This is a genomic window from Arhodomonas aquaeolei DSM 8974 (assembly GCF_000374645.1).
Taxonomy (GTDB): Bacteria; Pseudomonadota; Gammaproteobacteria; order Nitrococcales; family Nitrococcaceae; genus Arhodomonas; species Arhodomonas aquaeolei.
On the sequence record NZ_KB894800.1, the window covers coordinates 334668 to 359393 of the forward strand.

The 24726-nt window shown below is 72.2% G+C and carries 20 protein-coding genes; 9 read left to right on the forward strand and 11 right to left on the reverse strand.

Going from position 1 to position 24726, the window contains the following annotated elements; translation table 11 throughout:
* Nucleotides 1-40 precede the first annotated feature (40 nt).
* The 5 genes from C516_RS0101440 to C516_RS0101460 all read right to left on the reverse strand — a co-directional run bounded on the left by C516_RS0101440 (nucleotide 41) and on the right by C516_RS0101460 (nucleotide 4306).
* Nucleotides 41-319, reverse strand: coding sequence for an RNA recognition motif domain-containing protein (locus C516_RS0101440; protein ID WP_018716572.1), 279 nt, complete (start codon nucleotides 317-319; stop codon nucleotides 41-43).
* A 209-nt stretch (nucleotides 320-528) separates the two neighbouring features.
* Entirely contained in the window at nucleotides 529-1020 is a 492-nt protein-coding gene (coaD, locus tag C516_RS0101445) for a pantetheine-phosphate adenylyltransferase (protein ID WP_018716573.1), read from the reverse strand.
* 4 nt (nucleotides 1021-1024) lie between these two features.
* Nucleotides 1025-1594: a 16S rRNA (guanine(966)-N(2))-methyltransferase RsmD gene (rsmD, locus tag C516_RS0101450; protein ID WP_018716574.1), complete on the reverse strand. Its 570-nt coding sequence runs from the start codon at nucleotides 1592-1594 to the stop codon at nucleotides 1025-1027.
* Nucleotides 1581-2942, reverse strand: coding sequence for a M16 family metallopeptidase (locus tag C516_RS0101455; RefSeq protein WP_018716575.1), 1362 nt, complete (start codon nucleotides 2940-2942; stop codon nucleotides 1581-1583). The genes rsmD and C516_RS0101455 overlap by 14 nt, the downstream gene beginning before the upstream one ends.
* Nucleotides 2939-4306 carry a M16 family metallopeptidase gene (locus tag C516_RS0101460; protein ID WP_051088164.1) on the reverse strand — a complete coding sequence of 456 codons (1368 nt, stop codon included), beginning with the start codon at nucleotides 4304-4306 and terminating at the stop codon, nucleotides 2939-2941. Before C516_RS0101460 ends, C516_RS0101455 begins: the two co-directional genes overlap by 4 nt.
* A gap of 280 nt (nucleotides 4307-4586) precedes the next feature.
* Between C516_RS0101460 and ftsY the strand changes: the two genes are divergently transcribed.
* The 4 genes from ftsY (at nucleotide 4587) to rpoH (ending at nucleotide 8255) form a co-directional block, all read left to right on the forward strand.
* Entirely contained in the window at nucleotides 4587-5618 is a 1032-nt protein-coding gene (gene ftsY, locus C516_RS18190) for a signal recognition particle-docking protein FtsY (protein WP_018716577.1), read from the forward strand.
* Entirely contained in the window at nucleotides 5615-6292 is a 678-nt protein-coding gene (gene ftsE / locus C516_RS0101470; RefSeq protein WP_018716578.1) for a cell division ATP-binding protein FtsE, read from the forward strand. Before ftsY ends, ftsE begins: the two co-directional genes overlap by 4 nt.
* On the forward strand, nucleotides 6293-7243 hold the full coding sequence (gene ftsX / locus C516_RS0101475; RefSeq protein ID WP_018716579.1) for a permease-like cell division protein FtsX: 951 nt from the start codon (nucleotides 6293-6295) through the stop codon (nucleotides 7241-7243).
* 133 nt (nucleotides 7244-7376) lie between these two features.
* Complete coding sequence (rpoH, locus tag C516_RS0101480) at nucleotides 7377-8255, forward strand: RNA polymerase sigma factor RpoH (RefSeq protein ID WP_018716580.1); 879 nt, start codon at nucleotides 7377-7379, stop codon at nucleotides 8253-8255.
* 38 nt (nucleotides 8256-8293) lie between these two features.
* Here the strand turns inward: rpoH and C516_RS0101485 are convergent, their stop codons facing one another.
* Nucleotides 8294-8539: a hypothetical protein gene (locus C516_RS0101485; RefSeq protein ID WP_018716581.1), complete on the reverse strand. Its 246-nt coding sequence runs from the start codon at nucleotides 8537-8539 to the stop codon at nucleotides 8294-8296.
* Between the two features lie 74 nt (nucleotides 8540-8613).
* A complete protein-coding gene (gene radC, locus C516_RS0101490; protein ID WP_018716582.1) occupies nucleotides 8614-9288 on the reverse strand; it encodes a RadC family protein in 675 nt (224 codons plus the stop codon).
* Nucleotides 9289-9423: 135 nt separating this feature from the next.
* Here radC and coaBC point away from each other — a divergent pair, with 135 nt between their 5' ends.
* From coaBC to argB, 4 genes are read left to right on the forward strand one after another with little or no spacing between them, the layout of a single operon-like run.
* Nucleotides 9424-10629, forward strand: coding sequence for a bifunctional phosphopantothenoylcysteine decarboxylase/phosphopantothenate--cysteine ligase CoaBC (gene coaBC / locus C516_RS0101495; RefSeq protein WP_018716583.1), 1206 nt, complete (start codon nucleotides 9424-9426; stop codon nucleotides 10627-10629).
* On the forward strand, nucleotides 10616-11071 hold the full coding sequence (gene dut / locus C516_RS0101500; RefSeq protein ID WP_018716584.1) for a dUTP diphosphatase: 456 nt from the start codon (nucleotides 10616-10618) through the stop codon (nucleotides 11069-11071). Before coaBC ends, dut begins: the two co-directional genes overlap by 14 nt.
* A 3-nt stretch (nucleotides 11072-11074) precedes the next feature.
* Nucleotides 11075-13432, forward strand: coding sequence for a phosphomannomutase/phosphoglucomutase (locus C516_RS0101505; RefSeq protein ID WP_018716585.1), 2358 nt, complete (start codon nucleotides 11075-11077; stop codon nucleotides 13430-13432).
* Between the two features lie 47 nt (nucleotides 13433-13479).
* On the forward strand, nucleotides 13480-14403 hold the full coding sequence (gene argB, locus C516_RS0101510; protein WP_018716586.1) for an acetylglutamate kinase: 924 nt from the start codon (nucleotides 13480-13482) through the stop codon (nucleotides 14401-14403).
* On the opposite strand, the gene C516_RS0101515 is transcribed toward argB, so the two are convergent.
* The 3 genes from C516_RS0101515 to pyrE all read right to left on the reverse strand — a co-directional run bounded on the left by C516_RS0101515 (nucleotide 14360) and on the right by pyrE (nucleotide 17441).
* Nucleotides 14360-16096 (reverse strand): potassium/proton antiporter, encoded by a 1737-nt coding sequence (locus C516_RS0101515; RefSeq protein ID WP_018716587.1) that lies wholly within the window; start codon nucleotides 16094-16096, stop codon nucleotides 14360-14362. The genes argB and C516_RS0101515 overlap by 44 nt on opposite strands.
* 11 nt (nucleotides 16097-16107) lie before the next feature.
* Nucleotides 16108-16728 carry a DUF4124 domain-containing protein gene (locus C516_RS0101520; RefSeq protein ID WP_163139649.1) on the reverse strand — a complete coding sequence of 207 codons (621 nt, stop codon included), beginning with the start codon at nucleotides 16726-16728 and terminating at the stop codon, nucleotides 16108-16110.
* Nucleotides 16729-16790: 62 nt separating this feature from the next.
* Entirely contained in the window at nucleotides 16791-17441 is a 651-nt protein-coding gene (pyrE, locus tag C516_RS0101525; RefSeq protein ID WP_018716589.1) for an orotate phosphoribosyltransferase, read from the reverse strand.
* 215 nt (nucleotides 17442-17656) lie between these two features.
* On the opposite strand from pyrE, the gene C516_RS0101530 reads away from it, so the two are divergent.
* A complete protein-coding gene (locus C516_RS0101530; protein WP_018716590.1) occupies nucleotides 17657-21943 on the forward strand; it encodes a DEAD/DEAH box helicase in 4287 nt (1428 codons plus the stop codon).
* Nucleotides 21944-22048: 105 nt separating this feature from the next.
* Here C516_RS0101530 and ppc read toward each other — a convergent pair whose 3' ends face one another.
* On the reverse strand, nucleotides 22049-24688 hold the full coding sequence (ppc, locus tag C516_RS0101535) for a phosphoenolpyruvate carboxylase (RefSeq protein WP_018716591.1): 2640 nt from the start codon (nucleotides 24686-24688) through the stop codon (nucleotides 22049-22051).
* Between the last annotated feature and the right edge of the window lie 38 nt (nucleotides 24689-24726).

Genomic DNA, 24726 nt, shown 5'->3' on the forward strand with positions numbered 1-24726 from the left:
GTGTGGGCCTTTTCAGGCCGCTCCGCAAGGAATGCGGAGCTTAGAAGCGGCGCGGGCCGCGACCGCCGCCGGCCGGCTTGCGGTCCTGCGCCTCGTTGATGCGCAGGGTGCGGCCGCCGAGCTCGGTGCCGTTCAGCGCCTCGATGGCGGTATCCGCCTCGGAGGGGGCCATGCGCACAAAGCCGAAGCCGCGCGGACGACCGGTCTCGCGATCCGTGATGAGGCGGACCTCGTTGACGTCGCCGTAGGCGGCGAACAGATCACGGACCTCGTCCTCGGAGGCACTGAAGGGCAGGTTGCCCACGTAAATCGATTTCATCGTAACTACACTCATCTTCCCTACCGGCCACTCCGGGTCCGGTAGCTCAAACATCAAGTCTTGCTAGGCGACGGACCGCCCGTGGGGGTACGTCACCGTGGCACGCCCTAGCGAGCGCACCGGGATCGACACTAAGCGTTTCTCGGGCGGTTTGCAATTACAAATTGACGACGCGGCCCCCGCGCCGCCGGACGGTAGCGCAGGCCCGCTCAGCTGCGCGCCATGCGCTCGTCCAGCGCCCGCTGGACGCAGGGGTGTACGAAACGGGTCACGTCGCCGCCGAGAGCGGCCACCTCACGCACGAGGCTCGAGGAGATATAGGCATACTGCTCCGCCGGCGTGAGGAACATCGTCTCCACGCCGGGGACGAGCTGCCGGTTCATGCTCGCGAGCTGGAACTCATGCTCGAAGTCGGAGACGGCACGCAGACCACGCAGGATGACCTGGGCGCCGCACTCGTTCACGAAGTCCGCGAGCAGGTTCTCGAACGGACGTACTTCGACGTTGGGCAGGTGACCGAGCACGTCCGCGCACAGGGCCACACGCTCGTCGAGGGTGAACACCGGGCGCTTGGTCGCGCCGGGATAGCCGGCGACACCGACGATCAGGTGATCGAACAGCCGTGCGGCACGTTCCACCAGATCGCTGTGCCCGTTGGTGACGGGGTCGAAGGTGCCCGGATACACCACCGTGATACTCATCGTCTCACTCCTCGATCTGGCGCTGATAGAGCCGATAGTCGACGTCGCCGGCCGTCCCGTGGCGCCGCAGGGTCCATGATGCCGGCACCGATACCGCCTGACCATGGCGGGCGCGCTCGACGTAGACGAGGGCCCGGGGCGAGAGCCAGCCCCCGGACTCCAGCCCGGCACAAACGGAGTCGATGATAGACGAGCTGAACGGTGGATCAAGGAATACGAGATCGAAGGCGGACGCCGGGCCGTCCAGGTAACGCCGTGCATCCGCCACCGTGACGGCGACGCGCTCTGCGCCCCCGAGCCTCGCGACGTTCTCCCGGAGGACGTCCGCGACCCGGCGCGAGCGCTCCACGCAGACCACCTCCCGTGCCCCGCGGGAAGCGGCCTCAAGGCCCAGCGCGCCGCTGCCGGCGAACAGGTCCAGGCAGCGCGCCCCGGCCACGTCGGCGCGTAGCCAGTTGAACAACGTCTCGCGCACGCGCTCGGCGGTGGGACGCAGGTCGCGGGCCTCCGGGAACGGCAGCCGCCGTCCGCCCCAGTCGCCGGCGACGATGCGCAACCGGTTACGCGCCGCCACCGTGCTCCCCGTCGGCGTCCGCCGCCTCGTCCGCGCCGATCACGCCGGCGGGACCCACGAGCACCGTCACGCGACGCCCCGGCGACAGCACCTGGGAGACCACCTCGGCCACCCGCTCGCGCCCGAGCTCGTCGATACGCTGCGGGAAGCGCGTCAGATAGTCCGTGGGCAGTCCGTACAGCCCGATCATGCCGAGATACCCCACCAGGTCCCGGTTACTGTCCAGGTTGAGGGGGAAGCTGCCGGTGATGTTCGAGCGCGCCAGCGCCAAGCGATCCGCGTCCGGCCCCTTGGACCGGAACTCGTCGATGCTGTCCCGGAGCACCTTCAGGGCATCGTCGAGGCGGTCGTTGCGCACCTGGGTGCCCACCTGGAACCAGCCCCCCGCCGCGGCGGCGGTCACCGAGCTCGACGAGCTGTAGGACAGCCCGCGCTGCTCGCGCATGCGCTCGGCGAGCACGGAGACCAGTCCGCCGCCGCCGAGGACGTGGTTCGCCAGGTACAGCGCCGGCCAGCGCTCGTCGCCCCGCGCCACCGGCGTGGTCTCGCCGATGAGCACGTGGGTCTGGCTGGTATCGAAGGGGATCCGTACCGTCCGGGACGCCTTCAGCGGCGGCACCGGCGGCAGCGCCGGGGCCGCCTCGCCCGCGGCGAGGCCGTCGGTGAGGCGCGCGGCGATCTCGTGGGCCCGCCTTGTGTCGATGTCACCGACGATCGCGACGGTGGCGTTGCCGGCGACGTAGTAGCGCCGGTGGAAGGCCTCGACCTGCTTGCGGGTGATGCCCTTGACCCCGGCCTCCGTACCGTTCGGCGGGCTCGCGTAGGGGTGATCGCCGAGCAGCGCCTTCATGAACGCGCGCCGGGCGACCGTGCCCGGATCCTGGCGGCCGTGGCGCAGGGCCACCTGCATCTGCCCGCGAACCCGCTCGAAGGCGTTCGCCGGGAAATCGGGGCCGGCCAGCACCCGGGCCAGGAGCTCCGTGGCGGCGTCCAGGTTTGCCTCGCGGGCAAGGCTGCGCAACGACACCCAAGCCGAGTCCCGGGCGCTGCCCGTGGACACCCGCGCGCCCTGCTGCTCGAGGCGCCGCGCGATCGCGCCGGCGTTCAGCCCGTCCGCCCCCTCCAGCAGGAGATTGGCGGTCAACCGGGCGAGACCGGGGTGATCGCCGTCCCGGGCCGAACCGGCGTCGAAGAGCACACGAACGTCCACGATGGGCAGCTCGTGGGTGGCGGCGAAGACCACCTGTGTGCCGTCATCGGTGCGCCAGCGCTGGATATCGGGAGCCGCCCACGCCGGGGCGCTCGCCACCACGATCAGGCACAGGGCCAGCATGATACGCCGCATCATTCGGCCTCCTCATCCGTGTCGCCATTGCCGCCACCCGGGCGCAGCACGCCCACGGCGAGACGGTCATCGGTCAGGTATGTACGGGCCACGCGCTGCACGTCCGCCGCGGTGACGCCTCGGATCCCTGCCTCGAAGCCCTTGAGCCACTCCCAGCCGATCCCGGTCGCCTCCAGCCGGCCGATGCGCATGGCCTGGTAGAACATGGAGTCGAGCCCATAGAGGTGGTCGGCGAGGATCTGGTTCTGGGCGCGCTCGAGGGTCTCGCCGTCCACCGGCTCGCGCCGCAGCGCCGCGATCTGCTCGCGCACCGCCGCCTCCAGGGCCTCGGGCGAGGTACCGGACGTCGGGGTCGCCTCGATGCTGAAGCGGGTGTCGAGCCGGGCCGCCGGCGAGTAGCCCGCCCCCACCCCCGCGGCGACGGACTGGTCACGCACGAGACGCTGGGCCAGCCGGGCACCGTCGCCACCGTCGAGAACACCGGCGAGGACCTCTAGGGCGTAGACGTCGGCCATGTCGTCGGCGGTGGCCGCCGACGGGACCTCGTAGGCCATGGACAGGTGCGGTACCCGCACGCGGTCGTCGCTGGCGGACAGCCGGCGCTCGCCCGGGGCACTCATGTGCCGGTCCACCGGCGGCTGAGGGTCCTCGCCGCCGGGAACGGGCCCGAAGTACTTGCGAGCGAGTTCGAAGACCACCTTCGGCTCGACGTCACCGACGACCACCAGCGTCGCGTTCGCCGGCGAGTACCAGCGCCGGTACCAGTCCCGGAGGTCGCCGATTTCCAGGCCGTGCAGGTCCTCGGACCAGCCGATCACCGGCTGGCGGTACGCGCTCACCGGGTAGGACACCGCGTTGAACCGCTCGCCGAAGGCGGCGACGGGCTGGTCGACGATACGCAGCCGCCGCTCCTCGAGCACCACGTCGCGCTCCTTGCGGAAGGCGTCGGGGTCGAGGCGGAGCTGGTGCATGCGGTCGGCCTCGAGCCGGAACGCCGTCTCCAGCCGGTCGGCGGCGAGCTGCTCGTAATAGGCGGTGTAGTCGCGGCTGGTGAAGGCATTTTCCTCGCCGCCGTTGCGCGCGACGATCTCCGAGAACTCGCCGGGTTTCAGGTTCTTGGTGCCCTTGAACATCATGTGCTCGAGCACGTGGGAGATCCCGGTGTGCGGCCGGGACTCGTAGCTCGAGCCCACCGCGTACCAGACCTGGGAGACCACCACCGGGGCACGGTGGTCCTCACGGACGATGACATGCAGCCCGTTGTCCAGACGCGTCTCCGATACCGGCCAGTCCCGCGCGGAGGCCGGCACCGCCAGCATCAGCAGCCCGGCGACCACGCCGGCGAGAATCCATGCTCTTGCGATCATTGGCTCGCTGCCCAGCGTTGATGAATGGGTGATAGGATAACAACCTCTTTGTGCCTCAAACCCGCCGAGAGGTTCCATGTTCGGATTCGGTCGCCGCCGGAAAGGCAAGCAGCCGCCCCGCGAGGAGGCCCCGCGCCCCGAAGACCGGGGAACCGCCGGGGACGAAGCGCCGGAACGGGCCGCTGACGAGACACCCGCCACCGAGGCCGACGCGCCGGAAGCGGAACACCCTGCCCCCCGGGAGACACCGCCACCCGCGACCGGCGACACCCCGGAGGCGATGCCGTCAGGCGACGCCCCCGCCGATGACGGCCCCGGACGGACGGTGGCGGACACGGACACGCGCACCGACGCGGAGACGGGCCGCGACAGCAACGGCCGCCGCGGCTGGCTGCAGCGCCTGCGCGCCGGGCTGCGCAAGACCGGCGAGGGGCTCTCCGGGCTCTTTCTCGGCCGCAAGACCATCGACGACGACCTCCTCGAGGACCTGGAGACCCGGTTGCTGATGGCGGACGTCGGCGTCGAGGCCACCCAACGCATCATCGACGACCTCACCGCGCGGCTTCGCCGCCGTGAGCTCGGTGACGCGAACGCCCTCTACCACGCCCTGCGCGAAGACATGCTCGCGATCCTCGAGCCAGTGAGCGCGCCGCTCGCCATCGACCCAGCCCACCGGCCGTTCGTGATCCTCACCGTCGGGGTCAACGGCGTGGGCAAGACCACGACCATCGGCAAGCTCGCCAGTCACTACCGCGGCGCGGGCCACGGCGTGTTGCTCGCCGCCGGCGACACCTTCCGCGCCGCCGCGGTGGAGCAGCTCCGCGTATGGGGCGAACGCACAGGCATCCCGGTGATCAGCCAGCCCACCGGTTCCGACGCCGCCTCGGTGGTCTACGACGCGCATCAGGCGGCCATCGCCCGGGGCAACGACATCCTTATCGCCGATACCGCCGGACGGCTGCACACCCAGAGCAACCTCATGGAGGAGCTCAAGAAGATCCGCCGGGTACTGGGCAAGCAGGACGACACCGCGCCCCACGAGGTGCTGCTGGTGGTGGACGCGGGCACCGGCCAGAACGCCCTCGCCCAGGCCCGCCAGTTCCACGAGGCAGTGGGCGTGAGCGGCGTGGTGATCACCAAGCTCGACGGCACCGCCAAGGGCGGCGTCGTCCTGGCCATGGCCCAGCAGCTCGGCGTTCCGATCCGCTACATCGGGGTGGGCGAGCGCGCCGAGGACCTGCGGCCCTTCAACGCCGGCGACTTTGTCGACGCCCTGCTCGCGGACACGGTGGAGGACGGCGACGCCGCATGATCCGGCTCGAGGCGGTGGGCAAGCGCTACCCGGGCGAACGCGACGCCCTGCGCCAGGTGAGCCTGCACCTGCGGCCCGGCGAGCTCGGCTTCCTCACCGGGCCCAGCGGCGCGGGCAAGAGCACCCTGCTGCGGCTGATTCCGCTGCTCGAACGCCCGTCCCAGGGCCGCGTCGAGGTCGGCGGTGTCGACCTCGGACGGCTCGCGCGCCGGCGCATCCCCTACCTGCGCCGGGGCATCGGCATGATCTTCCAGGATCACCGCCTGCTCGCCGACCGCACCGTCTTCGACAACGTCGCCCTGCCCCTGGTGATCGCCGGCACGCCGCGGCGCGAGCTCGGGCGACGGGTGCGCGCGGCCCTCGACAAGGTGGACCTGCTGCGCTACGAGCGCGCCCAGCCGGAGACACTCTCCAGCGGCGAGCAGCAGCGCGTGGGCATCGCCCGGGCCGTGGTCCGGCGCCCGCCGGTACTGCTCGCCGACGAGCCCACCGGCAATCTCGACCCGGCGCTCTCGGCGGAAATCATGACGCTGTTCCGGCGCTTCAGCGAGCTCGGCGTCACCACCCTGATCGCCACCCATGACGTGGCCCTCGTCGAGCGCCTCGGCCACCGCCGGATCAGCCTGAGCGGGGGCCGGGTGGTCGCCGACACCGCGGCCACGGAGGCGCACTGAATGGCCGCCCGCCGCAGCCGCCGCCGGATACGCGCCCGCACCGCCGCCTGGCTGGAGCACCACGGCCGGGCCGTGCTCGGCGCCCTCGGCCGGCTGCGCATGCAGTGGCTGGCCGCGCTCATGACCGCCGGGGTGATCGGCATTGCCCTGGCGCTGCCGGCGCTGTTCGTGGTGTTCATGGACAACACCCAGAACGTGGTCGGCGACTGGGACGGCCGCCCGCGGGTATCGGTCTTCCTGGAGCAGGACACCCTCATGGACCGGGCGCGGGAGACCGCGCAGCGCCTGCGCGAGCGCGACGACGTGCGCGCCGTCGAGGTCCTGACCCCCGAGGCGGCGCTGGCGGAGTTCCGCGCCCACACACGGATGGACCGGGCACTGTCGCTGCTGGAGAGCAACCCGCTGCCGGGGGTCCTGCTGGTGGAGCCGCCGCCGGGCCTGTCCACGGCGCGGATCGATGCACTCACCCGCACCCTCGAGGGACTGGACATCGCCGCCGAGGTCCGCCTCGACCGGGAGTGGGTCCGGCGCCTGCATGCGATCCTCACCCTCTTTGCCCGCCTCGGCTGGCTGATCGCCGGCCTGCTCGCGCTGGCGGTACCGCTGGTGGTTGGCAACACGATCCGCCTGGAGATCGAGAACCGACGCGAGGAGATCGTCATCACCAAGCTCCTCGGCGCCACCGACGCCTTCGTGCGACGGCCCTTCCTCTACACCGGCCTCTGGCACGGCCTGTTCGGTGGCGCCATCGCCGCGGTGCTGGTGGAAACGGCCTACCTGCTGCTCGCCGGCCCGGCGAACACCATCGCCCGCAGCTACGCCAGCGGCTTCCGGCTACAGGGCCTCGACCCGGCAGCCGCCGCCACCCTGCTCGCCTGCGGCGTGCTCCTCGGCCTGCTCGGCGCGTGGATCGCCGTCGGTCGACACCTCAGCACCATAGAACCACGCTGAGGTTGAAAACTGGCATAATGCTCACATAGTCCGAAAGGGAACTTTTCAAGGGCCTTGTCACTCCAATATGACGAAGGCCCCGGGTGGCGGCCGCAACTTTACGCTTCCGGCTCATAAAGGGGGAGCCATGGAAATGAGCAAGGCGATTGCCCGAAACGATCTCAGCAGCCTCCCGCTGCATGCCGGCAGCGAGGAGCACTACATCCAGGCAGTCAACCGCATCCCGACGCTCAGCGCCGAGGAGGAACAGGACCTGGCGGTACGCTACCGCGACGACAACGACCTCGACGCCGCGCGTTATCTGGTGATGTCGCACCTGCGCTTCGTGGTCCACGTGGCGCGGGGCTACTCCGGCTACGGCCTGCCCCTCGCGGACCTGATCCAGGAGGGCAACATCGGCCTGATGAAGGCGGTCAAGCGATTCGACCCGGACGTCGGCGTGCGCCTGGTGTCCTTCGCGGTGCACTGGATCCGCGCCGAGATACACGAGTTCATCCTGCGCAACTGGCGCATCGTCAAGGTCGCCACGACCAAGGCACAGCGCAAGCTGTTCTTCAACCTGCGTGGCTCCAAGAAGCGCCTGGGCTGGCTCAACCGCGCCGAGGTCGAGGCCGTGGCCGCGGACCTGGGCGTGAAGCCGGAGACGGTGATGGAGATGGAGTCCCGCCTGTCCGGTCAGGACGTGGGCTTCGATCCGCCGGAATCCTCCGACGACGAGGACAATGCCCCCCGCGCCCCGGCGGCCTACCTCCAGTACGCCGGCGAGGACCCGGCCTCCGAGGTCGAGGGCGATGACTGGCGCAGCCACCAGCACGAGGCCCTGACCTCGGCGCTGGCGGAGCTGGACGAGCGCAGCCGCGACATCATCGCGCGGCGCTGGCTCAACGACGGCAAGGCGACCCTGCAGTCCCTGGCGGACCAGTACGGCGTCTCCGCCGAGCGCATCCGCCAGCTCGAGAAGAACGCCCTCGGCAAGCTTCGCGGGGCCATGGGCGGCGCCGCGGCAGCCTGAACCTTAGGGGCAATCGCCGTCCGGCGACGGCGGTGCCTTCAGGGGGTGCCGCCGTCGAAGCCCTCCCCCCAGGGCCAGCTCCGCTCATTGAGACAGCGGAGCAGGTCCGCGTCGGTCATGGCCTCGAGTTCCCGCTCCGCCTCCAGCCAAGTCGCCGACTCCAGCGGCGCCTGACAGGCCCCGCCGCCGCTCTGCGGCATGAACAGGACCATGTGCACCCCGTAGGACTCGCGCCCCACGAAGGCGGTCCAGCTGCGTCCGTCGTCCGCGGTAATCGTTCGCATGGCCCGTCGCTCCAAGCCGGCCGTGTGTGTCCCCGGGTGCCGGGCCCGGTCCGTCGGGGAATGGGCGTCTCCCTCTAGAGCAACCCGCGCTCGGCGAAGCTCACCACCTCGCCATCGCCGACCACGAAATGGTCCAGCACCCGCACGTCCACCAGCGCGAGCGCGTCGCGCAGGCGCCGCGTGATCTGTTCGTCCGCCCCGCTCGGCTCGGCGACGCCGGAGGGGTGATTGTGCGCCACGATCACCGCGGCGGCGTTGTGCGCGAGTGCCCGGCGGACCAGCTCCCGGGGGTGGACCTGCGCGGCGTCGATGGTGCCATGGAACAGCTCCTCGAAGGCGATGACCCGGTGGCGGTTGTCCAGGAACAGCGCGGCGAACACCTCCGCCGGCTGGTGTCTCAGCCGCGCGGTGAGGAACAGCCGCGTGTCGCCCGGGCTCGTGAGGGCGTCCCCGCGTACCAGCCGCTCCTGGAGGTGGCGCCGCGCCATCTCCAGCACCGCCTGGAGCTGGGCGAACTTCGCCGGCCCCATGCCGGGATGGGCGGCGAACCGCGCCTGGTCCGCCTCCATGAGCCCGCGAAGCCCGCCGAAGGCGGCGAGCATTTCCCGGGCCACGTCCACCGCGGTAAGCCCCTGTCGCCCGGTGCGCAGGAATATCGCCAGCAGCTCCGCATCCGACAGCGCACCGGCACCGCGGGCGAGCAGCTTTTCCCGCGGTCGCTCCGCCGCCGGCCAGTCCGTGATCGCCATGCCTCCTCCCTGAGGTCATCGTCGCCGTTATCGCCGAGAGTCTACACGCTCGCACCACGGGCCCGCACGGCGGCGCCGGTGCTTCCCATACCCGGGGCGCGCCGGTAATCTGTGCCCATTTGCACGGATAACACCATGCCGCAGCTCACCGGCTGCCGCGTCCTGCTCGGGGTCACCGGCGGGATCGCGGCCTACAAGGCCCCTGACCTGGTACGCCGCCTGCGTGAGGCGGGCGCTGACGTCCGCGTCGTACTCACCGCCGGGGCGCGGGCGTTCGTGCAGCCACTGACCTTCCAGGCGGTCTCCGGGCAACCCGTCCACCACGACCTCCTCGACCCGGACGCCGAGGCGGCGATGGGCCACATCGAGCTCGCACGCTGGGCGGACCAGGTTCTGGTGGCCCCGGCGAGCGCGGACTTCATGGCACGGCTCGCCCACGGCCTCGCCGACGACCTCCTCGCGACCCTGTGCCTGGCCACGGACGCCCCAATCAGCCTTGCACCGGCCATGAACCGCCTGATGTGGGCCAACGCCGCCACCCAGGCGAACCGCGACCTGCTGGCGTCCCGCGGGGTCCGTTTCATCGGCCCCGGCGACGGCGCACAGGCCTGTGGCGAGACCGGTGCCGGACGGATGCAGGCCCCGGAAGCCATCGTCGCCGCCCTCAACGCGGGTGACGGCCGCCTGAGCGGCGAGCACGTGCTGATTACCGCCGGCCCCACCCGTGAGGCCATCGACCCGGTCCGCTACATCAGCAACCGCAGCAGCGGCCGCATGGGCTTCGCCCTGGCCGCGGCGGCGGCCGCCCGCGGCGCGGCGGTCACGGTGGTGGCCGGCCCCTGCACGGAACCGACGCCCCCCGGCGTGGAACGCGTCGACGTCGAGACCGCACAGCAGATGCACGAAGCGGTCATGGCGCGGGCGGATACCACCGGGCTGTTCATTGCCGCCGCCGCCGTGGCGGACTACCGCGTCGCCGAGACGGCGGCGCAGAAGATCAAGAAGCGCGAGGGCGAGGAAGGCCTGACGCTCGCGCTGGTACGCAACCCCGACATCCTCGCCGAGGTCGCCGCCCGCGATACCGCCCGGCCCTTCGTGGTGGGCTTCGCCGCCGAGACCGAGACGCTGCAAGAGCATGCCGAGGCCAAACGCCGCCGCAAGGGCGCCGACATGATCGCCGCCAACTGGGTCGGCCGGCCGGGTACCGGCTTCGACAGCGAGCGCAACGCCCTGGAGGTGCTCTGGGACGGGGGACACACGAGCCTGCCGGACGCCCCCAAGGCCGACCTCGCCGACGCACTAATGGACCTCATCATCGAGCGATATCATGGACACCGTTGACCTCCGCGTGATCGACCAACGGCTCGGGCAGGACTGGCCCATGCCCGGCTATGCCACCGCCGGCTCCGCCGGCCTGGACCTGCGTGCCTGCCTGGACTCGCCACTGACCCTGGCGCCCGGCGAGAGCTCGCTCATCCCCAGCGGTATCGCCGTGCACATCAACGACCCGGCCTACGCCGCGGTCGTGCTGCCGCGCTCGGGGCTCGGCCACAAGCACGGCATCGTGCTGGGCAACCTCGTCGGGCTCATCGACTCGGACTACCAGGGCGAGATCCTGATCTCCTGCTGGAATCGTGGCGAGGCCGCCTTCACCGTCGAACCCGGCGAGCGCGTCGCACAGCTCGTGTTCGTCCCCGTCGCCCGCCCGGCCTTCCGCGTGGTCGAGGGCTTCGCCGGCAGCGAACGTGGCGAGGGGGGATTCGGCCACTCGGGCCGGCAGTAGCCGATGCCCCGGCCGCGCCCCCGCATCGGCCTGACCCGCCGCGGCGCCGCGACGGCGCTGACCGGTGTCGGCGCCCTCGTGCTCGCGCTCGTCGCCCTGCTGGCCCTGCTGCCGGCGCTGCTGCGCCCGGACGCGCAGGCCCGCGCGCGCGACGAGGCGGCCCGGATCGCCGCCAGTGCCGCGACCCGGCTCGACCGTCGCGTCACCGTCGCCCTCGAACGCGTGGCGAGCGCCGGCGACGAGGCCGCGCTCCGGGACACCTTTCCCGCTGCACGGCGGATCCGGCACGTCCCCCCCGCCGGCCTGACCCCCGCCCCCCGGGCCGAGCCACCCGTGGGCTACGCCCTGGCGGACCAGGTGACACGCTGCCTGCGCACCGGCACGGCAAGCGCGGAGGTCCACCTGCCTGGGTCCGCTCGGGCGCAGCTCAATCTGGTCGCCGCTGCCGGAGACGATGGCGGCGCGTGGCTGGTGACCCTGCCCGTATCCCGGCTGCTCGACTGGGCCTCGTCCGACGGCGTCACGGCCGCGGTCACGATACGCCACGGCGACACCGTGCTCGCGCAGCGCGGCCGGGCGGACGGCCCGAGCGCCCGTGCCCCGGTGCCGGGACAGTCCTGGTCCGTGGCGGTACAGCAGCCGCCGCCGCAGCTACCGCTGGAGATCCCGGGCACATGGATTACCCTGCTCGGCCTCGCCGGCCTAACAACAGCCGGCACCGGCGCCTACCTCCGCCGGCGGGGCGAGCCCGCGGGCATGCCGACGAAGGTCCCGGCCGTGGAGACGGACATCACCCCCGCCGGACCGGCGCCCGAGCCACCCAAGGCCCACCATCCGATCCGCTCGCCGGCACCATCCACCCCGCCGGGAATCGAGGTCTCCGAGGCAGAGGCAGACACCGGGACGCCGCCGGCCCCCGCAGACACACCGGCAGGGGTGGCCACGGCAACCGCCGGCGTCGACACCGGCGCGGCGGGGGAGACGATCCCGCCCGGCATCCTGCGGGCCTACGACATCCGCGGGATCGTCGGCGAGACCCTCACGCCGGAGGTCGTCACCCGCCTCGGGCACGCGATCGCGGCGACCGCCCGGGAGGCCGGGAACGACACGGTGGTGGTCGGACGCGACGCCCGCCACTCGAGCCCCGAGCTCGCCCGCGCCCTGATCGCGGGCCTTAGCACCGGCGGCTGCCATGTCGTCGACGTGGACACGGTACCGACCCCGGTCCTGTACTTCGCCGTCCACCATCTCGGCACCGGCTCGGGGGTAATGGTCACCGGCAGCCACAACCCCCCGGGCTACAACGGCCTCAAGGTCATGATCGGCGGCGAGACGCTGGCCGGTGACGCGATCCAGGACCTTGGCCGCCGCGCCGCCGATGCGCCGGCCACCGGCGCCCCGGGCGAGGTCGAGCGCCGGCAGATCACCGAGGACTACATCGACCAGGTCGGCGCCGACATCACCCTCTACCGCCCCCTGCGGGTGGTGGTCGACTGCGGCAACGGCGTCACCGCCGCCCTCGCCCCGGAGCTCTACCGGGCGCTCGGCTGCGAGGTCACACCGCTGTTCTGCGAGATCGACGGCGATTTCCCCAACCACCACCCGGACCCTGCGGTCCCGGAGAACCTGGCGACGCTGCAGCAGCGGGTGGTGGACGACGGCGCGGACATTGGACTGGCGTTCGACGGCGACGGCGACCGCCTCGGCGTGGTGGACAGCGAGGGCGCCATCATCTGGCCGGACCGGCAGATGATGCTCTTCGCCCGGGACATCCTCGCGCGGCTCCCGGGCTCGGACATCGTCTTCGACGTGAAGTGCAGCCGCCACCTCGCCGAGCTGATCAGCGCCAACGCCGGCGTGCCGGTGATGTCACGCAGCGGCCACTCGCCGATCAAGCAGCGCCGCGCCGAAACCAACGCGCCGCTGGCCGGCGAGATGAGCGGCCACATCGTTCTCGCCGACCGCTGGTACCCGTTCGACGACGCCCTCTACGCGGGCGCACGGCTGCTGGAGCTGCTCTCCTTCGAGGCCGGCCAGAGCAGCGCGGCGCTGTTCGCCGGGCTGCCCGGCGCCGGCGGCGGCGCCGAGCTACGCGTGCCGGTGGCCGAGGGCGAGGCCGAGGCAGTCATGGCACGGCTGCTGGCGAACACCCACACGGTGCCGGAAGCCGCGCGGGTGACCACCATCGACGGCCTGCGCATCGACTTCGCCGACGGCTGGGGCCTGGTCCGCGCCTCCAACACCGAACCCGCCCTGACCCTGCGCTTCGAGGGCGACGACGAGGCCGCCCTGGAGCGGATCCGCGAACACTTCCGGGGCCTGCTCGCCGCAGCGGCCCCGGCGCTGTCACCGCCGTTCTGAGCCCCCGGACCCGATTCACGCTGACACGGAGCCTGGAGACCGACACGATGACCGACACCCCCACGCCCCCCGCCCAGGTCGCCCACGTCCTCACCGAGGCACTGCCCTATATCCGGCGCTACCACGGGCGCACCGTCGTGGTGAAGTACGGGGGCAACGCCATGACCGACGAGGCGCTCAAGGGCAGCTTCGCGCGGGACGTGGTGCTGATGAAGCTGGTGGGCATCAACCCCGTGATCGTCCACGGCGGCGGCCCCCAGATCGGCCGCCTGCTCGAGCGCATCGGCAAGGAGACGGAGTTCGTCGAGGGGATGCGCGTCACCGACGCGGAGACCATGGACGTGGTCGAGATGGTCCTCGGCGGCCTGGTCAACAAGGAGATCGTCAGCCTGATCAACAGCCACGGCGGGCGCGCCGTCGGCCTCACCGGCAAGGACGGCGGCTTCATCCACGCCCGCAAGCTCCATATCCAGCGCCCCGGGGCGGCCGAACGCGAGCCCGAGATCATCGACATCGGCCACGTCGGCGAGGTCGCCTCGATCGACCCGGCACTGGTCTCGCTGCTCGACGGCCAGGACTTCATCCCGGTGATCGCCCCCATCGGTGTGGGCGAGGACGGCAAGACCTATAACATCAACGCCGACCTCGTCGCCGGCCGCCTCGCCGAGACCCTGGGCGCGGAGAAGCTCGTGCTGATGACCAACACTCCGGGCATCCTCGACGGCGACGGTCGGCTGCTCACCGGTCTGGACGCCGCCCGGGTGGAGCGACTGATCGCCGACGGCACCATCCATGGCGGCATGCTGCCCAAGGTCCAGTGCGCCCTCGAGGCGGTGGCCGACGGGGTCGGCGCGAGCACCATCGTCGACGGCCGGGTGGAACACGCGATCCTGCTGGAGCTGTTCACCGACGCCGGCGTCGGCACCCTCATCCACGGCCGCGACGGGGCAGACGCACGCCGATCTGGGTGATGCGCTCGCCCTCCATCTCGCGGACCGTGAGCATCACCCCGCCCACGCGGACGCTGTCGCCCTCGGAGGCCTGGTGGCGCAGGCGCCGGCGCACGAACGCACCGACGCTCTCGGCGGGGCCGGCACCGGCGGCGTCGCCACCGAGGTACATCGCCGCGAACGCGCTCATGGGCGCATCCGCGGCCACGGTGAACTCGCCGAAGTAGGCCTGCTCCGCGTCATCCCGCGCGGTGGCGACGGTATCCACCCAGTGCTGGAAGCGCTCCTCCAGCGCCGGCGAGTGCCCGGGCAGGAGCAGGTAGAGCTGATCACCGGCCTGCAGCGGCAGCTCGGGCTCCGCCGCCACCGGCTCGCCGCGGCGGATCACTGCCAGCACCCGCACCCCGGCCGGCAGGTCCAGGTCCGCCACGCAGCCCTGCACCGCGGGCGCCCCCGCCGGGAGCACGCAGGTCACGAGCTCGTGGCCCTTGGGGCGGGTGAGATCCACCCGGTCCATGGCCGGATGCCGCCGCGGGATGATCAGCCCCAGGCGCCGGGCCAGCGGCGAGACTGTCCAGCCCTGCACCAGCAGCGAGACCAGGACGATGAAGAACACGCGGTTGAACAGCGCCTCCGCCTGGTCCACCCCGGCGATCAGCGGAAACAGGCTGAGCACGATGGGCACCGCCCCGCGCAGGCCGGTCCAGCTCATGAACGCGATCTGGCGCGGCTCGAAGCGCAGCGGCAGGAGGCAGACCAGCGTCGCCAGCGGCCGCGCGAGCACGATCAGCACCGCCGCCAGCCCGAGCGCCTCCGCCGCCACCGGGAGCAGCCGCGTGGGCTCGACCAGCAGCCCCAGCAACAGGAACAGGCCGATCTGGCACAGCCAGGCCATGCCGTCGTGGAAACGGCGAATCCCCCCCCGTGCCGTGCTCGCCCGATTGCCGACGATCAGCCCGGCGAGATAGGCCGCGAGGAAACCGCTGCCGCCGGCCACCGCCGCGGCACCGTAGACGGTGAGCCCGCCGGCGAGGGCGAGCAGCGGGTAGAGGCTCGGGGCCAGGCGCAGCCGATTGATCAGCGCGGTGAGCAGCCAGCCGCCGCCAAGCCCGGCGGCGGCGCCGAAGGCGATCTGGCGCACCAGCATCAGCGCGAGATCGACGGCCGTCCCCCCCGGCCCCGGGGCGAGCCATAGGGTCAGCGCCAGGGTGAGGAAGATCGCCAGCGGATCGTTGACCCCGGACTCGATCTCCAGGGTGTTGCGCACCCGCGCGTGCACCTCGATGCCCCGGGCCCGGAGCAGGTAGAACACCGCGGCGGCGTCGGTGGAGCTCACCATCGCCGCGAGCAGCGCCGCCGGCCCCCAGTCCAGCCCGAACAGCACCACCCCGGCCACCGCCGTGACCGCGGCGGTGACGAGCACGCCCGCCGTGGCCATGGCGAGCCCGGGCCACAGCCCGGTGCGGAAGCTCGCGAACGGGGTGTGCAGGCCCCCGTCGAAGAGGATGACCGCGAGCGCCGCCGTCCCGACGAGGTGTGCGTCGGCGACGCTCTCGAAGCTCACCCCGCCCAGCCCGTCCGCGCCGGCGACCATCCCCACACCGAGGAAGACCACCAGCAGCGGCACCCCGCTGCGGTCCGCCGGCACCGTCGCGAGGATACTCACGGCGACGAGCATCCCGCTCAGGAGGATGAACGAGTCGGTGAAGGGCACGCCGCGGCCGCCTAGCCGTCGTCGTCGGTCAGCGCCCGGTAGCGCGCCATGTCCACCTCGAACCGGGCGCGCACACGGGCCTTCTCGCGGCGCTGGCGCTGGATGTACTCGCGCTGGGAGCGCATCTGCTCGCGTACCGAATCGATACGCTCGTAAACCCCCTCCAGGCCGTCACTGCCCTTGCGTTCCATTCCCGCGGCCCGGTCGGCGAGCGCCTGGCGACGCTCGTCGAGCCGCTGCAGGCGGTCCCGGGCCAGCGAGATATGCGCCTCGAGGGCATGCAGGCGCTCGTCACGCGCGGCCTTCATGGCCTCAAGGCTGTCATAGGTCCGCAGCAGTATGCGGTCGCGCTCGCGCTGCTCCGCCTCGGCGCGCGCCTGCGCCTCGGCCTGCGCATGCCGCCGGGCGCGGGCATCCAGCTCCTCGCGCGTGGGCGGCGGCTCGACGCGCTTGACGGTGACGCCGCGGTCCGACTTGATCTCGCGCTCGCGACGGGCGCCGGCCTCATCCGGGGGAATGGAGTCGCTGTAGTGGACATTGCCCTGATCGTCGACCCACTTGTAGGTCTCCGCCCGGGCCGTGGCGACCAGCACCGCCGCGACCAGCAACCCCGCTGCCGCCCTGATCCACATACTCGCACCCCCCTGTCGCGCCGCCTGCCCCTCTGCCATTGTCGGGCAGATGGACGGGGCTGTCAGCCGGCACTCACACCATAGCGCCGGCGGTAGGCGCGCAGGGCGTGGAGGGCCGGTGGCGGCGACGGCTGTGTCTCCAGGTACGCGACCAGGGTGTCCAGGTCGGCGATCGCATGGACCGGCGCACCGTGGCGGGCGGCGACCTCCTGGGCCGCGGAGCGTTCGCCCTCACCGCGCTCCTGGCGGTCCAGGGCGATCACCACGCCCGCCAGAGTGGCCCCCGCCGCCTCGATCAGCGCCACGCTCTCGGCCACCGACGTCCCGGCGGTGATCACGTCGTCGATGACGAGTACGCGTCCGCGCAGCGGCGCCCCGACGATGTTGCCGCCCTCGCCGTGATCCTTGGCCTCCTTGCGGTTGAACGCGTAGGGCAGGTCCCGCCCGTGATGCTCGGCCAGCGCCACGGCGGTGGCCGCCGCCAGCGGGATGCCCTTGTAGGCCGGGCCGAAGAGCACGTCGAACTCGATGCCCGCCTCCTCGATCGCGCGGGCGTAGTAACGCCCCAGCCGGGCCAGTGCGCCGCCGGTGTTGAACAGCCCGGCGTTGAAGAAATAGGGGCTCTCGCGGCCCGACTTGAGCGTGAAGCTGCCGAATCGCAACACCCCGCGCTCGTGGGCGAACGCCAGAAACGCGCGCTGGTACTCCTGCATGGGACGCCTACCCGGTAGTGACTCGTTCGAGGGATGGTTGCCGGCGCCCAAGGATATAGCGCCTGCCGGGGATTCCCAAGCGCGTTGCGCCACACGGCACGCTGCCCCCATGGTGCCGGTGTAGCCCTCACCCGTACACGACGGCCGCCGCCCGCGGACACGGCCATTGACGTACACTCCGGGAACGCCCCCGGCGACCGTGGGTCCAATGAATCATGCCACTGACCGCCTTCCACCCTGCCGTGAACGACTGGTTCCGGGCCACGCTGGGCGAGCCCACGGCCGCCCAGCGCGGGGCCTGGCCGGCGATCCGTAACGGACACGACACCCTCATCGCCGCCCCCACCGGCTCCGGCAAGACCCTGGCCGCCTTCCTCGCGGCGCTGGACGAGCTGGTGCGTGAGGGCCTGGCGTCCGGGCTCGGCGACGAGACCACGGTACTCTATGTCTCGCCGCTGCGGGCGCTGTCCAACGACATCCAGCGCAACCTCCAGGTGCCCCTTGCCGGTATCGGCGAGGCCCTCGCCGCCCGTGGCGACCCCACCGTGGAGGTGCGCGCGTGGGTGCGCACCGGTGACACCCCGGCCGCCGAGCGCGAGCGCATGCGCCGGCACCCGCCGCACATCGTGGTGACCACGCCGGAATCGCTGTACATCCTGCTCACCTCCGCGTCCGGGCGGCGGATGCTGGCGACGGTGCGCACGGTGATCGTCGACGAGATCCACGCCCTCGCCGGCAACAAGCGCGGCGCCCACCTGGCGCTCTCGCTGGAACGGCTCGCGCGGCTCACCCCGAGACCGCCCCAGCGCATCGGCCTGTCCGCCACGCAGAAGCCCATCGAGGACATCGCCGCGTTCCTGAGCGGTGAGCGCGGCCGCTGCGAGATCGTGGATACCGGCCACGTGCGCGAGCGCGACCTCGCCGTGGAGGTGCCCGAATCGCCGCTGGCCGCGGTGATGTCCAACGAGGTCTGGGAGGGGATCTACGACCGTCTCGCCGGGCACGTGGACGCACACCGGACCACGCTGATCTTCGTCAACACGCGCCGGCTCGCCGAGCGCGCCGCCCGTCACCTCGCCGAGCGCCTGGGCGACGGCACTGTGACCGCCCACCACGGCAGCCTGGCCCGCGAACACCGCATGGACGCGGAACAGCGCCTCAAGCGCGGCGAGCTACGGGCACTGGTGGCGACGGCATCGCTGGAGCTCGGCATCGACATCGGCGACGTCGACCTGGTCTGCCAGCTCGGCTCGCCCCGGGGCATCGGCGCGGTGCTCCAGCGCGTGGGCCGCTCCGGCCACGGCCTCGGCCGCCTCCCCAAGGGCCGCCTCTTCCCCCTCACCCGCGACGACCTGGTGGAATGCACCGCCCTGCTCGACTGCGTACACCGCGGCGAGCTCGACCGCATCCACATCCCGGAGGCACCGCTGGACGTCCTCGCCCAGCAGATCGTCGCCGAGACCGCGGCCGCCGGCGAATGGGACGAGCGGGCCCTGTACGAGGCATTCGCCGCCGCCTGGCCCTACCGGGGGCTCACCCGCGAGACGTTCACCGGTCTCGTGCGCATGCTCGCCGAGGGGATCACCACCCGTCGCGGGCGTCGCGGCGCCTACCTCCACCGCGATGCGGTCAACGCCCGGCTGCGCCCGCGCCGCAGTGCACGCCTGGTGGCCCTGACCAATGGCGGCGCGATCCCGGACCAGTTCGACTACGACGTCCTCCTCCAGCCGGACGGGCTGCGGGTGGGCTCGGTGAACGAGGACTTCGCCTTCGAGAGCGTGCCCGGTGACGTCTTCCAGCTCGGCAACACCGCCTATCGCATCCTCAAGGTGGAATCCGGGCGCGTGCTCGTGGAGGACGCCGGGGGCATGCCGCCCAACCTGCCGTTCTGGTTCGGCGAGGCGCCGGCGCGCAGCGAGGAGCTCTCGGCGGCGGTATCACGCCTGCGCGCCGACGCCGACCGGCGGCTCGCAGCGTCGGACAACGACCCCGGACCGGTGCGCGAGTGGCTGATGGACGCCCACGGCCTGCCGGCGGGCGCCGCGGCGCAGCTCGCCGACTACCTCGCCGTCGCCCGTGTCGCCCTCGGCGTCGTGCCCACCCGGGCGCAGCTCGCCATGGAGCGTTTCTTCGACGAGGCCGGCGACATGCACCTCGTGATCCACTCGCCGTACGGCTCGCGCCTCAACCGCGCCTGGGGGCTCGCGCTGCGCAAGCGCTTCTGCCGGCGTTTCAACTTCGAGCTCCAGGCCGCCGCCCTCGAGGACAGCATCGTGCTCTCCCTGGGCCCCACCCACAGCTTCCCCCTCGATGAGGTCGCCCGTTACCTGGCGAGCGACAGGGCGCGGGAGGTGCTCACCCAGGCGCTGCTCGACGCGCCGCTGTTCGCCACGCGCTGGCGCTGGGTGGCAACCGTCTCGCTGGCCGTCAGGCGCAGCCACGGCGGCCGCCGGCGGCCGGCGCAGCTACAGCGCCAGGACGCCGAGGACCTGCTCTCGGTAGTCTTCCCGGACCAGCTCGCCTGCGCCGAGAACCTCGCCGGCGCCCGCGAGATCCCCGAGCACCCGCTGGTCACCCAGACGCTCCACGACTGCCTGGCGGAGAGTCTGGATACCGACGGTCTGGAGGCGCTGCTCGAGCGGCTGGAACGCAGCGAGATCACGGTCACGACCCGCGACCTCGCCGCCCCCTCCCCCCTCGCCGAGGAGGTGATCAACGCCCGCCCTTACGCCTTCCTGGACGACGGCGCCCAGGAGGAGCGCCGCACGCTCAGCATCGCCGGCAATGCCACCCCCGGCTCGCCGGAGGCCTGGGCGCAACCGGACGCCGCCGCCGTCGCACGGGTGTGCGCCGAGGTCTGGCCCCGGCCCCGCGACGCCGATGAGCTCCACGACGCCCTGGTCACCTACGGCTTCCTCACCACCGATGAAGGCACCGCCGGCGAGTGGCGCACACTCTTCGAACAGCTCGGCACCGAACGGCGCGCCGGTGCCGTGTCCGTGCCCGGCGGCGTAACGTTGTGGCTGGCGGCGGAGCGCCTCGCGGAGGTGCAGGCCCTGTCCCCGGACGTCCCCGCCCGCCCCGCCATCGACGCCGTGGGCACGCCCCCGACGGACGCCGACACGGCGCTCACCGGGCTGCTGCGCTCACGCCTGGAGGGGCTGGGGCCCGTGACCGCGGATGCGCTCGCGGCGCCGCTGGGTGTCGACGACGCATGCGTGGCGGCGGCGCTCGCCCGGCTCGAAACCGAGGGTTTCGCGATTCAGGGTCGTTTCACCGCCGACGCCGGGGCCGTGCAGTGGTGCGAGCGCGGGCTGCTCGCGCGCATCCAGCGTTACAGCCTGCAGCGCCGCCGCGCCCGTGCCGAACCCGTCGCGCCCCGGCGCTACCTGCGCTTTCTCGTCGGCTGGCACGGCCTCGACGAGCGCGGCGAGGGGGTGGAGACACTCGCCGGCGCTCTGGAACAGCTCGAGGGCTTTCCCGTGCCGGCGCGCGCGTGGGAGAGCGACGTACTGCCCGCCCGGGTCGTGGACTACACCGGCGGCCAGCTCGACCAGCTGCTCACCACCGGTCGTTTCGCCTGGCTGCGGCTGACCCCGCCGCGCGCCGGCGACGACGGCCGCCGCCACGCCGCCCCCGTCCGGCACACACCCATCTCGCTGATAGAACGTGAGAACCTGGCCCACTGGCGGACGGCGACCCCGGCACCGCAGGCCGGGGAGACCGGCCTTTCCGGCGGGGCGGAGCGGGTGCTCGCCGCCCTGGGCGGGCACGGTGCCTCATTCTTCGCCGACCTGGTCGCGGCCACGGGCATGCTCCGCACCCAGGTCGAGGAGGCCCTTGCCGAGCTCGTCGCCATGGGCCGGGTCACGGCGGATACCTTCGACGGGCTGCGCGCGCTCATCGCCCCGAGTCACAAGCGCCCGTCGTTCGCTCCCCGCGGCCGGCGGCGCCGACGTAGCGCACCGGGCGTGGACGCCGCCGGGCGCTGGGCGGCGCTCCGGGCACCCGCACCGGGCGCCGACGAACGCCGGCGCATGACCGACCTCGCCGCCCTGGAGCACATCGCCCGGGTGCTGCTGCGTCGCTACGGCGTGGTCTTCCGCCGGGTGCTGGCCCGCGAGCAGGCACTGCCGCCGTGGCGGGAACTGCTCTACGTCTTCCGGCTGCTGGAGGCCCGTGGCGAGATCCACGGTGGCCGTTTCGTGGACCAGTTCGCCGGCGAGCAGTTCGCCCATCCCGATGCGGTGGGGGCGCTCGCGCGCTACCGCCATGCCGAACCGGACGACACCCTCGTGGTGATCTCCGCGGCGGATCCGGTGAACCTGATGGGCATCGTCACGCCCGGCGGACGGATCCCGGCCTCCCCCGCCAACCGCATCCTCCTGCGCGACGGCGCCCCCGTCGCCGCGCAGATCGGGGGCGAGGTCCACTACCTGGAGACGCTGCCCCCCGAGGCCCAGTGGGACGCGCGCACGCGGCTGGTACGGCGGGCGGGATAAGCGACAGGGCGCGAGGAAGCAGGGACGGCCTGACGGGGCGCCGTGCCCCATACGGCCGGGGCGGCCCCGGTGTGTCCCGCGCTTTCCGCTCCGGGGTTGCCGCCCCTACCCGGTGTTGCGCATACCCGCGGCGATGCCGTTGATGCAGACCATCAGTGGCGGCAGCAGCGCCTCCTCGCGGCCGTGGCGCACGCGGTCGAGGAGCTCCACCTGGATCAGGTTGAGCGGGTCGACGTAAGGGTTGCGCACCGCCACCGAGCGCTGCACCACGGGGAAGTCCTCCAGCGGCGCCTCGTGGCCGGTGACCGCGAGCACCCCGTCGAGAGTCCGGTCGTACTGCCCGCGCAGCCGCTCGCCCAGCCCGCGCAGCGGCTCCGGCACCAGCCGCGCGTCGTACCAGGCGGCCACCTGCGGGTCGCCCTTGGCGAGCACCATCTCGACCATGTCCAGGAACGCGCGGAAGAACGGCCACTGGCGGTACATCTCGCGCAGGGTCTCGCCATCCTCCGCGAGTCCCTCCGCCAGGGCCTCGCCCACGCCGAGCCAGGCCGGCAGCAGCAACCGCGTCTGCGTCCACGAGAAGATCCAGGGGATCGCCCGCAGGCTCTCCACGCCGCGGGTCGGCTTGCGCCGCGCCGGGCGACTGCCGATGGTCAGCATCCCGATCTCGTGCTCCGGGGTGGCGTGGCGGAAGTAGTCGATGAACTCCGGGGTCTCGCGCACCAGGCCGCGGTAGGTATCCCGTGCGGTGGCGGCGAGACGGTCCATGAGCGTCCGCCAGTCGTCCTGCGGGGAGGCCGGCGGGCACAGCGAGGCCTCCAGCACCGCGGTGGTGTAGAGCTCGAGGTTGCGCTGGGCGATGCCCGGCAGCCCGAACTTCGCCTGGATCACCTCGCCCTGCTCGGTCACCCGCAGCCGCCCCTCCACGCTGCCCGGGGGCTGGGATAGGATGGCGGCGTGGGTGGGGCCGCCACCACGGCCGATGGACCCGCCACGGCCGTGGAACAGCGTCAGTCGGACGCCCTGGCGCCGGGCCAGCGCCACCAGCCGCTCCTGGGTCTGGTAGAGCGCCCAGGCGGCGGTGAGGTGCCCGGCGTCCTTGCCCGAATCGGAGTAGCCGATCATCACCTCCTGGTGACCCTGGATGCGCTCGCGGTACCAGGGGATCTCCAGCAGCCGCTCCATGGTGGCCTCGGCGGCCTCCAGGTCGTCCAGGGTCTCGAACAGCGGCACCACGCGCAGGAAGTGCCGCACCCCCGCCTCCTTCTGCAGCAGCTCGACGGCGAGGATGTCCGACGGGCGCGCGGCCATGGAGATCACGTAGGCACCGAGGGAATCCGGCCCCATCTCCGCCATCACGGCGAAGGTGTCGAGCACCTCGCGGACCTCCTCGTCCGGCTGGAACTCCCGCGGCACCAGCGGCCGGCGGCTGGAGAGCTCGCGGATAAGGAAGGCCTGGCGGTCGTCCTCGTCCCACTCGTGGTAGCTGCCCAGGCCCAGCTCCCGGGTGATGGCATCCAGGGCATCGTTGTGGCGCCCGGCCTCCTGGCGCACGTCCACGCGCATCAGGGTCAGGCCGAACACGGACAGCCGCCGGATCAGGTCCAGTAGCCGGCCCTCGGCGACCACGCCGGCACCGCACGCCTGCAGGGAGTGATAGCAGGTCAGCAGCGGCTCGCGCAGCTCCTCCGCATAGCGGTAGACGGGCGCGTCCGCCGGCCGCTCGCCGGCGAGGCGGGCGTCGATCCAGGCGCGGGTGTCGCGCAGACGCTGGCGAACGTCCTTGAGGACCTGGCGGTACGGCTCCCAGGCTGCGCCGGAGGCGCGCTGGAGCTCGTCGTCGGCACACTGCAGCGACAGCTCGGTGATCAGCCGGCCGACCTCCTGCTCGTAGAGCTGGACGGCCATCCAGCGGTTGAGCAGGCAGACCTCACGGGTAACCGTGGCGGTGACCCGGGGGTTACCGTCGCGGTCGCCCCCCATCCAGGAGCCGAAGCGGATGGGTGCGGCATCCAGCGGCAGGTGCTCGCCGGTACGCCGGTAGACCTGGCGGTCGAGCCGGCGGAGGTAGCGCGGGATGACGTCCCAGAGGGTCTGCTCGATCACCGCCAGCCCCCAGCGTGCCTCGTCCTGGGGGCGCGGGCGCTGGCGGCGAATCTCGTCGGTGTACCAGGCCGCGGTGATCTCGCGGCGCAGCGACTGGTGGACCTCCTCGATCTCCTCGGGGATGGGGTCGAGACGGTCCTGCTGGTCCAGCAGCTCGGCGATGCGGTTGTACTTCTGCAGGAGGGTGCGACGGCTGACCTCGGTGGGATGGGCGGTCAGCACCAGCTCGATGGACAGGTCACACACGGCCTGGTGGAGCCGCTCGCCGTCGACCTCACCGCTCAGGCGCTCGAAGCTCTCCTCCAGCGAGCCGCGCAGCGGTGCGGAATCCGGGTCGCGCAGCCACGTCCGGCTGCGGCGTACCCGGTGGTGCTGCTCGGCGATGTTGGCGAGGTTGAGAAACTGCGAGAACGCGCGCACCACCGGCATGATGTGCTCGTCCGGCAGCTCGGCGAGCATGCGCTCCAGCGCCTGCGCGGCCTCCGCGTCGCCGGCGCGTGCCTCCTTGGACAGGCGCCGGACCTCCTCGACGACGTGGAAGACGGACTCGCCGGCCTGCTCGTAGAGCGTGCTGCCGAGCAGCCCGCCGAGCTGGCGGATGTCCTCGCGGAGCGGCGCATCGGTGCGCTTGTCATTCATTCTCTAAATCTCCCCCTGGGCGGACGTGTTATCCAGAC